Here is an 8,872-nt window from a genome sequence, read left to right on the forward strand (position 1 = left end):
CGGGAGGGCGTGGAAGCGGCGGTCGAGGTAGACGAGCGGACGGCCCTGCGGCCCGGCGAGCACCTCGAGGACCTCGGCGATCACGACCGTCGACGAACCGACGGCCACGGTCTGCAGGGTGCGGCAGCGCAGCGCGGCCCGTGCCGCGGCGAGGTGCGGCTCACCGGTCTCGAGCGCCGACCAGCCCTGCTCAGGCGTGAAGCGCTCGGAGCCGCTGACGGCGAAGCTCTGCGCCAGGTCGGAGTGCTCATCGTCGATGAGGTGGACGACGAACGTGTCCGCGCCCAGGATCGCACCGGCCGAGCCGGTGGCCCTCGTGACCGAGAACACGATCGCGGCGGGGTCGACCGCCACGGACGCCACGCTCGACGCCGTGAGCCCCACCGGACCCTCCGGAGTGGATGCTGTGATGATCGCCACCCCCGCGGGGTGCGTACGGAACGCGGCCTTGAGCCCTTCGCCGACCGGGGTGGGTACGGGTGTCGCGGTCATCGGACGGCCTCCGTCATCTGCTCCAGTTTCGCGTGCGCGAGCATCTCCGCGCGGTCGACGAGCTTCGTCCGCTCCCGTCCGCGTTCCGCACCGGCACCGCGCTCGGCGGCATCGATGCGCAGCCAGCCGTCCAGGTCGACGGCGTGGTCGACGTGGGCGAGCGGGTCCGCCCCGGATGCCGTCGGCTCGGCGTCGGCGAGGTCGTCGACGAGGTGACGCACGGTCTGCGCGGCATCCGACTTGGTCGAGCCGATGAGCCCGACCGGCCCGCGCTTGATCCAGCCGGTCGCGTACAGTCGCGGGATCGGTGCGCCCGCCGCATCCACGACGCGTCCCTCGGCGTGCGGGACCACTCCGAGATCGGCGTCGAACGGCATCCCGGGAACGGGCGTCGAACGGTAGCCCACGGCCCGGTACACGGCTCCGACGTCGTAGCGCAGCAGCTCGCCGGTGCCGACCATCCGGCCCAGCTCGTCGGATGCGGTGCGCTCCATCTCGATGCCGGTCACGCGATCCGTGCCGAGGAGGCGCACGGGACGCTGTCGCAGGTGCAGGTGGATGCGGCGTGAAGCCGTGCGGCCCGCCGGGTCGAGCGCAGCCCACTCGGTCATGGTGCGCACGATGATGCGGCGCTGGGAGAACTGCGCGACCATCCGCTCGGCGTGCTCGTCCAGGGCGAGCTCATCCGGGTCGACGATCACGTCGACGTCGTCCTGCTCAGCCAGCTCGCGCAGCTCCATCGCCGAGAACCGCACGTCAGCAGGACCGCGCCGGGCGAACAGGTGCACGTCGCGCAGCGGGCTGGCGGCGAGCTGATCGAGCACGGTATCCGGAGTGTCGGTGTGGGTCAGCGCGGAGGCGTGCTTCGCGAGGATGCGCGTCACGTCGAGGGCGACGTTGCCCGCTCCGAGGACGGCGACCGACTCCGCCTCCAGGGGCCAGGTGCGCGGAGCATCCGGATGCCCGTCGTACCAGAACACGAAATCGGCCGCGCCGAAGGAGCCGGGCAGGTGGATGCCGGGAATGTCGAGGTGCACATCCAGGTCGGCTCCCGTCGCCACGATCACCCCGTCGTAGGCCGCGCGGAGGTCTTCGATCTCGACGTCGACGCCGATCTCGACGTTGCACAGCAGCCGGATGCGCGGGTTCACGAGCACGTCGTGCAGGGCATCGGTGATCTTGCGGATGCGCGGATGATCCGGGGCGACGCCGTAACGGACCAGACCGTAGGGCGCGGGAAGCTTCTCGAACAGATCGATCGACGCGGTCGGTGCGAGTCCGAGGAGGATGTCGGCGGCGTAGATGCCGGCCGGCCCTGCTCCGACGATCGCGATGCGCGGTTCGGCGACGGTCATGCGTGTTCCCCCTGGGGTGCGAGCGCGGCGATGATCGGGTGGTCGAAGGCGAGCATCCCCGTCTTGGCGGCGCCTCCGGGCGAGCCGATCTCGTCGAAGAACTCGACGTTCGCCTTGTAGTAGTCCTGCCACTCATCGGGCAGGTCGTCTTCGTAGTAGATGGCCTCGACCGGGCACACCGGTTCGCAGGCGCCGCAATCCACGCACTCGTCGGGGTGGATGTACAACGACCGTTCCCCCTCGTAGATGCAGTCGACGGGGCACTCGTCGATGCAGGCCTTGTCCTTCACATCGACGCACGGCAGAGCGATCACATAGGTCATCGCGGGGTCTTCGTTCGGGTCACGCTGTCCTCGTTCGGGTAGATCGGCCCATTTCGGGGCCACAGGACAACCGTAAAACCTCAAGTACACTTGAGGTCAAATCGAGGGAGAGGCATCCGGATGAGCCCGCACGCACCCGACGAGCCGCTGACGATCGGCGAGATGACCCGACGCACCGGGGTCGCCGCCTCCGCCCTGCACTTCTACGAGTCGCTCGGCCTCATCGCCTCGACCCGCACGCCCGGCAATCAGCGCCGCTACGCCCGGCACATGCTGCGGCGGGTCTCGCTCATCACGGTCGCCAAACGCCTCGGTATCCCGCTGTCCGACGTGCAGACGGCCTTCGCCGACGTGCCGCTCACCGAGACCCCGAGCCACGCCGACTGGCAACGCGCCTCACGACGTTGGAAGCGCGAACTCGAGAAGCGCCGCGAGGGCATCGAGCGCCTCGAACGCGAACTCACCGGATGCATCGGCTGCGGCTGCCTGTCGATGAAGGCGTGCGGACTGCTCAACCCCGACGACGCCCTCGCGACCCAGGGCGTGGGCCCGCAGCGGCTGCAGGACTGACCCGGCCGCCGCCGGGTCAGCGCACCTCGAAGTCGGCGGAGAGGAGCACCTCGTCGCGCGAGCTCGGACCCACCAGCAGCTCGAACGCGCCGGCCTCGACCAGACGCGCGCCGGCAGCGTCCACGATCGAGCAGTCGGCGACCGGAAGCTCCACGCGCACGCGGGCGGACTCCCCCGGAGCGATGTCGACCTGGCGGTAGGTCTTCAGCTCCTTGTCGGTCCAGCTGACACTCGTGACGGAGTCGCGCACGTACACCTGCACGGTCTCGCGCACCGGCCGCGTGCCGGTGTTCGACACCGTGACATGGCCGACGATCGTGTCGGACTCCCCCAGGGAGGTCGCCTCCAGCTCCAGGTCGGAGTACTCCACCGTGGTGTACGACAGCCCCTCGCCGAACGCCCAGGCGGGCGACTGCGTGAGGTCGGCATAGCGGTCGCCGTGCTGTCCGCGGATCTGGTTGTAGTACGTCGGCTGCTGGCCCACGTGGCGGGCGAACGAGATCGGCAGGCGGCCCGACGGCTCGACGGCTCCCGAGATGACCTCGGCGAGCGCACGGCCACCCTGCATGCCCGGGTTGGCCGCCCAGATCACGGCGGCAGCCCGGGACGCGGATGCCGGGAGCACGAGCGGCTTCGAGGCGAGCAGCACGATGACGACGGGCATCCCGGTCGCGATGAGGGCGTCGATCAGCGCGTTCTGCCCGCCGATCAGCTCGAGCGTCGCGGTCGAGCGGCCTTCGCCGACGAGCTCGATCCGGTCACCCACGACCGCCACGACCACGTCGGAGACGGATGCCGCCGCCACGGCTTCCGCGATCAGCTCCGCATCCGGCTCGCAGGCCTTGACCACCGGCGGCCGCGGCTGCTTGTCGGGGAAGAACGGACCCTTGGGGTCTTCCTCGAGCGTGAGGATGTCGGCACCGCGAGCGTGGGTGACGGTCCAGCCGTCGATCGCCTGCAGACCGTCGAGCACAGTCGTGATCATCTCGCGCGGCTGTCCGTCGAGCCACCCGGCCTGACCCGAGCCGCCGGCCCAGTCGCCGAGCTGCGTCTGCGCGTCGTCGGCGAGCGGCCCGGTGACCGTGACCTTCAGCGGCGCTGCGGGGTCGAGCGGCAGCACCCCGTCGTTCTCGAGCAGCACGAGCGAGCGGCGGGCCGTCTCGAGGTTCAGCTCGGCATGCGCGGCGCTGCCCACCACGGCATCCAGCTCGGTGCCCGGCAACCGCGGGTTCTCGAAGAGTCCGAGCTCGAACTTGAGCGTGAGGATGCGGGCGGCTGCGGCGTCGAAGGCGTCCTCGGCGAGCATCCCCTTCGCCACGGCATCCAGTGCCCCCTCGTAGAAGGCGGGCGTCGTCATGATCATGTCGTTGCCGGCCCGCACCGCCGCAGCGGCCGCGTGCGTGATGTCGGGCTGGATCCGCTGCTCCCACACCATGCGTCCGACGTTGTCCCAGTCGGTGATGAGCGTGCCGGCGTACCCCCACTCGCCACGCAGCACGTCGCTGAGCAGCCAGTCGTTCGTCGTGATCGGCACGCCGTCGGTGGTCTGGTAGCCGAGCATGAACGTGCGGCATCCCTCGCGGGCGACGCGCTCGAACGGCGGCAGGAACCAGGAGCGCAGCTTGCGCCGCGAGATGTCGGCCTCGCTCGCATCGCGCCCGCCCTGGGTCTCGGAGTATCCGGCGAAGTGCTTGGCGGTCGCGAGGATCGCGGTGGGATCATCGAGGCCGTCGCCCTGGTAACCGCGCACCATCGCCGATGCCAGCTCGCCGATCAGGAACGGGTCTTCGCCGAAGGTCTCACTGATGCGACCCCAGCGCAGGTCGCGGGCGATGCACAGCACGGGCGAGAAGGTCCAGTGGATGCCGGTGATCGCCACCTCCTCGGCCGTCGCGCGGGCGACGCGCTCGAGCAGGTCAGCGTCCCATGACGCGGCCATGCCCAGCTGGGTCGGGTAGATCGTGGCTCCCGGCCAGAACGAGTGCCCGTGGATGCAGTCCTCCGCCACGAGCAGCGGGATGCGGAGCCGGGTCTGCGCCGTCAGCTCGTTGGCCCGCAGGATGCGCTCGGGAGAGGTGTGCAGGATCGAGCCGGCGTGCCGCCGGGCGATGTGGTCGTCGAGGTCGTCGCGCGCGTCGAGCTGCAGCATCTGCCCGACCTTCTCCTCGAGCGTCATCCGGCTGAGGAGGTCGGCCACGCGCTTGGGGATCGAGAGCGCGGGGTCCTGGTAGGGAAGAACGGTGGTCAGGGTCTGAGAGGTCATCACTTCGTGTTCTGGGTCGAGGTCTTCGAGGAGTCGGAGGTGTCGGGCGAGGCCGCCGACGTTACGGGATCGGGGCTCTTCGGCGGCAGGGGCACGCTGCGGACGGCCGTGACGGCGTCGTTCACGTTCAGCCCCTTCTTCTTCATCGCCCTGGCCCGCTCGCCCGCGGAGCGCAGGCGCGGGTTGACGTACTCGTCGATGCCGAAGTTGATGAGCGAGAGGGCGACGCCGATGATCGCGATGCAGAGCCCTGCGGGCACGTACCACCACCACAGCCGCGGGAACGCGCCGTTCTGCTGCGCCCAGAACAGGATGGTGCCCCAGTTGAGGTTGCTCACCGGGATCACGCCGATGAAGGCCAGGGTCGTGAGACCGAGGATGGCCGCCGTCACGGTGCCGACGAAGCTCGAGGCGATGAGCGCCATGAGGTTCGGCAGCATCTCGACCGTGATGATCCGGCGCAGCGGCTCGCCGTTGGCCCGGGCAGCTTGGATGAAGTCGCGGTTGCGCAGCGACATCGTCTGGGCGCGCAGCACGCGCGCACCCCACGCCCACCCGGTGAGCCCGAGCACCGCGGCGATCACGATCAGCGGCGGGTTCTCGAACTGCGAGGCGATGATGATGATGAGCGGGATGCCGGGGATCACCAGGAACACGTTGGTCAGCGCCGAGAGCGACTCGCTCTTCCAACCGCGCACGTAGCCGGCGATCACACCGATCGTGATGGCGATGATCGTGGCGATGAAGGCGGCGAGGAAGCCGACGACGATCACGCCACGGGTGCCGTAGATGATCTGGCTCAGCACGTCCTCCCCCATATGGGTCGTGCCCAGCCAGTGCTCCCAGGAGGGCGGTTGGCGGAGCGCCGTGCGGTCCTTCTGGGTGGGCCCGTAGGGGGCGATCCACGGGGCGAGGATCGCGACGAGCACGAACACCCCGAGGATGATGAGCCCGGCGATCGACTTGGGGTTGCGGAACATCGCGAACGCCTGGGCGAGCTGGGACCAGAACGTCTTGCGCGGCGGTGCGCCGGCGGGCGGAGTGCGCAGGGTCGCGGTCTCGGGCATTCCGGAGACGACGGCCGATCCGTCGGGCGCTGTGCTCGCTGCGGTGGTGGGAACGGTCATGTCAGGACTCCATCTGGCGCGTGCGCGGGTCGAGGTAGGCGTAGACGACATCCGCGAGGATGTTGGCCACGAGCACCGACAGCGTGATCACGAGGAACACGCCCTGCATGAGGGCGAAGTCCTTGGCGTTGGTCGCGTCGAGCAGGAGCTTCCCCACGCCCGGGTAGCTGAACACCATCTCCATCACGATCGTGCCGCCGACGATGAAACCGATCGACAGCGCGAAGCTCTGGATCTGCGGCAGCACCGCGTTGCGGGCGGCATAACCCCAGAGCACCCGCTTGTTGGGCATGCCCTTCGCCTGCGCGACCGTGATGTAGTCGTCGTCGAGCACGGTCAGCATCATGTTGCGCATGCCGAGCACCCAGCCGCCGAGCGACGCGACCACGATGGTCAGCGCCGGCAGAGTGCCGTGCATGATCACCTGGCCGATGAAGTCGAAGCTCCACTCCGGGGACTGCCCCTTGTCGTAGGCGTGCGAGGAGGGGAACCACTTCAGGGTCGACGAGAAGATCGCGATCGCGATGAGCCCGAGCCAGAAGTACGGGATGGTGTTGAAGAACGTCGTGACGGGGATGATCGCGTCGAGCCTGCTGCCGCGCTTCCACCCCACGATCGCACCCGCGACCGTGCCGATCGTGAACGAGATGATCGTCGCGATGCCGACGAGTCCCAGCGTCCAGGGCAGCGCGGCGGCGAGCACCTCGGCGACCGGGCGCAGGCCGTGCAGCGTCGAGATGCCGAGGTCGCCACGCAGCAGCATCCCCCAGTACTCGATGTACTGCTGCCAGATCGACTTGTCGGTGTCGATTCCGAGCAGGATGCGCAGCGCTTCCTCGGCCTCGGGGCTCACGCTGCGGTTGCGCGCGAGGTAGGAGCTGACCGCGTCGCCCTTCATGAGGCGCGGCAGGAAGAAGTTGATCGTGATGGCCGCCCACAGGGTGAACAGGTAGAAGCCCGCGCGTCCGGCGAAGAAGCGCCACGGGACCTTGCGGCTTCCGCGCTCGGCCGTGGTCGCGGTGGTGCCGACCTCGAGGGCGTCGCGCGCGACGAGGTCGTCGTCGTCGAGCTGGGGGAACGCGGTGCTCACAATGCGCCTCCGGTCGATGCTGCCTGTGCGAAGAACTTGTCCGGGTCGGGGGAAGCCGATCGCAGTTCGCGCGTGTACGGGTCCTGCGGGTCGAGGATCACGTCGTCGGCGGCGCCGTACTCCACGACGCGGCCCTGGTTGAGGACCATGATCTCGTCGCTGAAGTGGCGGGCGGTCGCCAGGTCATGGGTGATGTAGAGCACGCCGAGCCCCTCCTCGCGCTGCAGGTCGGCGAGCAGGTTCAGCACACCGAGCCGGATGGAGACGTCGAGCATCGAGACGGGCTCGTCGGCGACCAGGAGCGAGGGACGCGAGGCCAGGGCGCGGGCGATCGCCACGCGCTGCCGCTGCCCGCCGGAGAGCTCGTGCGGGCGACGGTCGATCACGGCATCCGCATCCAGCCGCACACGGTCGAGGAGTCGGCGCACCTCGTTCTCGGTCTCCTTCTTCGGCACCACGTCGTCGAGGCGGATCGGGCGCTCCAGGTGGTAGCGGATCGAGTGGTACGGGTTGAGCGAGGCGAACGGGTCCTGGAACACCATGCGCAGCTGCTGCCGGTACTTCCGCAGCCCTTTGCCGCGACGGGGAATCGGCGTGCCGTCGAGCAGCACCTCGCCGCTGGTCGGGGTCTCGAGCTGGGTGAGGATCTTCGCGATGGTGGACTTGCCGCTGCCGGACTGGCCGACCAGCCCGATCGTCTGGCCGGAGGTGAGGGTGAAGCTCACGTCATCGAGCGCCTTGATCTGTCCGGCGCCGCGGACGTTGTACGCCTTGGTGACGTGTCGGAATTCGAGGGTGGTCATCGCACCAGCCCCCCTCTCTCCCCGGTCAACCGGGGGAACGACGACAGCAGCGTCTTCGTGTACTCGTGCTCGGGCTGGGTCCAGATGCGCTCGGCGGTCGCGAGCTCGATGATCTCGCCCTCGCGCATGATCGCGATCCGGTCGCTGATCTCCAGGAGGAGCGGGAGGTCGTGGGTGATGAAGATCACCGAGAAGCCGAACTCGTGCCGCAGCTGCGAGATCTGCTTCAGGATCTCCCGCTGCACCAGCACGTCGAGCGCGGTCGTCGGCTCGTCCATCACCATGAGCTGGGGCCGCAGGGCGAGGGCCATCGCGATCATCACGCGCTGGCGCATGCCGCCGGACAGCTCGTGGGGGAAGGACCGGATGCGCTGGCGTCCGACCTTCACGATCTCGAGCAGCTCCTCGGCCTCGGCGCGGCGCTGCTTGCGGTTCATGTCGGGGCGGTGGATCTCGAACACGTCCTCCAGCTGCGAGCCGATCGTCGCGACCGGGTTCAGCGCGTTCATCGCTCCCTGGAACACCATCGACACCTTGTCCCAGCGGAACCGCTGCATGGCATCCACGTCGAGCGCATTGATGTCGATGTCGACACCGGTCGCATCGTGGAAGGTCACGCTGCCGCTGGTGATGACGGCCGGGGCACGCAGCAGGCGCTGCACCCCGTAGGCGAGCGTGGTCTTGCCGCATCCGCTCTCGCCGGCGAGTCCGAGGATCTCACCGCGCTGCAGTTCGAGGGTCACGTTCTTCACCGCCTCGACGGGCGGGTCGACGTCGTACACGACCGAGAAGTCGCGCACGCTGAGCAGGGGGTCTGGCATGGGGGTGTCCTTCGGGTGGGGCGTCCCC

General features: G+C 69.1%; 9 protein-coding genes. 1 reads left to right on the forward strand and 8 read right to left on the reverse strand.

The features are described from left to right. The 3 genes from ACNPM4_RS03690 to fdxA form a co-directional block, all read right to left on the reverse strand. Window positions 1-492, reverse strand: a 492-nt coding sequence (locus tag ACNPM4_RS03690; RefSeq protein ID WP_448984736.1) for a flavin reductase family protein, incomplete at its 3' end; no start/stop codon positions are given. Then, entirely contained in the window at window positions 489-1,847 is a 1,359-nt protein-coding gene (locus ACNPM4_RS03695) for an FAD-dependent oxidoreductase (protein WP_448984737.1), read from the reverse strand. The genes ACNPM4_RS03695 and ACNPM4_RS03690, both read right to left, overlap by 4 nt. Continuing rightward, window positions 1,844-2,170, reverse strand: a complete 327-nt coding sequence (gene fdxA / locus ACNPM4_RS03700; RefSeq protein WP_091032694.1) for a ferredoxin — start codon at window positions 2,168-2,170, stop codon at window positions 1,844-1,846. The genes ACNPM4_RS03695 and fdxA overlap by 4 nt, the downstream gene beginning before the upstream one ends. A 120-nt stretch (window positions 2,171-2,290) precedes the next feature. Between fdxA and soxR the strand changes: the two genes are divergently transcribed. Next, window positions 2,291-2,740, forward strand: a complete 450-nt coding sequence (gene soxR, locus ACNPM4_RS03705) for a redox-sensitive transcriptional activator SoxR (protein WP_029261477.1) — start codon at window positions 2,291-2,293, stop codon at window positions 2,738-2,740. Between the two features lie 16 nt (window positions 2,741-2,756). On the opposite strand, the gene ACNPM4_RS03710 is transcribed toward soxR, so the two are convergent. Genes ACNPM4_RS03710 through ACNPM4_RS03730 form a run of 5 tightly spaced genes read right to left on the reverse strand, consistent with a single transcriptional unit; the run spans window position 2,757 to window position 8,844 of the window. Then, window positions 2,757-5,003, reverse strand: a complete 2,247-nt coding sequence (locus tag ACNPM4_RS03710) for an exo-beta-d-1,3/1,6-glucosidase (RefSeq protein ID WP_448984738.1) — start codon at window positions 5,001-5,003, stop codon at window positions 2,757-2,759. Continuing rightward, complete coding sequence (locus ACNPM4_RS03715) at window positions 5,003-6,130, reverse strand: ABC transporter permease (protein WP_372468129.1); 1,128 nt, start codon at window positions 6,128-6,130, stop codon at window positions 5,003-5,005. The genes ACNPM4_RS03710 and ACNPM4_RS03715 overlap by 1 nt, the downstream gene beginning before the upstream one ends. Before the next feature lies 1 nt (window position 6,131). Further along, complete coding sequence (locus ACNPM4_RS03720) at window positions 6,132-7,220, reverse strand: ABC transporter permease (RefSeq protein WP_029261473.1); 1,089 nt, start codon at window positions 7,218-7,220, stop codon at window positions 6,132-6,134. Next, window positions 7,217-8,023, reverse strand: a complete 807-nt coding sequence (locus tag ACNPM4_RS03725) for an ABC transporter ATP-binding protein (RefSeq protein WP_448984739.1) — start codon at window positions 8,021-8,023, stop codon at window positions 7,217-7,219. Before ACNPM4_RS03725 ends, ACNPM4_RS03720 begins: the two co-directional genes overlap by 4 nt. Next, entirely contained in the window at window positions 8,020-8,844 is an 825-nt protein-coding gene (locus ACNPM4_RS03730; RefSeq protein WP_448984740.1) for an ABC transporter ATP-binding protein, read from the reverse strand. The genes ACNPM4_RS03725 and ACNPM4_RS03730 overlap by 4 nt, the downstream gene beginning before the upstream one ends. Between the last annotated feature and the right edge of the window lie 28 nt (window positions 8,845-8,872).

This window comes from Microbacterium umsixpiens (genome assembly GCF_053543675.1).

Excerpts from the sequence above, each read along its gene's own strand:
- ACNPM4_RS03695 (WP_448984737.1), bottom strand. The coding sequence starts at position 1,847 with ATGACCGTCGCCGAACCGCGCATCGCGATCGTCGGAGCAGGGCCGGCC.
- fdxA (WP_091032694.1), bottom strand. The coding sequence starts at position 2,170 with ATGACCTATGTGATCGCTCTGCCGTGCGTCGATGTGAAGGACAAGGCC.
- soxR (WP_029261477.1), top strand. The coding sequence starts at position 2,291 with ATGAGCCCGCACGCACCCGACGAGCCGCTGACGATCGGCGAGATGACC.
- ACNPM4_RS03710 (WP_448984738.1), bottom strand. The coding sequence starts at position 5,003 with ATGACCTCTCAGACCCTGACCACCGTTCTTCCCTACCAGGACCCCGCG.
- ACNPM4_RS03715 (WP_372468129.1), bottom strand. The coding sequence starts at position 6,130 with ATGACCGTTCCCACCACCGCAGCGAGCACAGCGCCCGACGGATCGGCC.
- ACNPM4_RS03725 (WP_448984739.1), bottom strand. The coding sequence starts at position 8,023 with ATGACCACCCTCGAATTCCGACACGTCACCAAGGCGTACAACGTCCGC.
- ACNPM4_RS03730 (WP_448984740.1), bottom strand. The coding sequence starts at position 8,844 with ATGCCAGACCCCCTGCTCAGCGTGCGCGACTTCTCGGTCGTGTACGAC.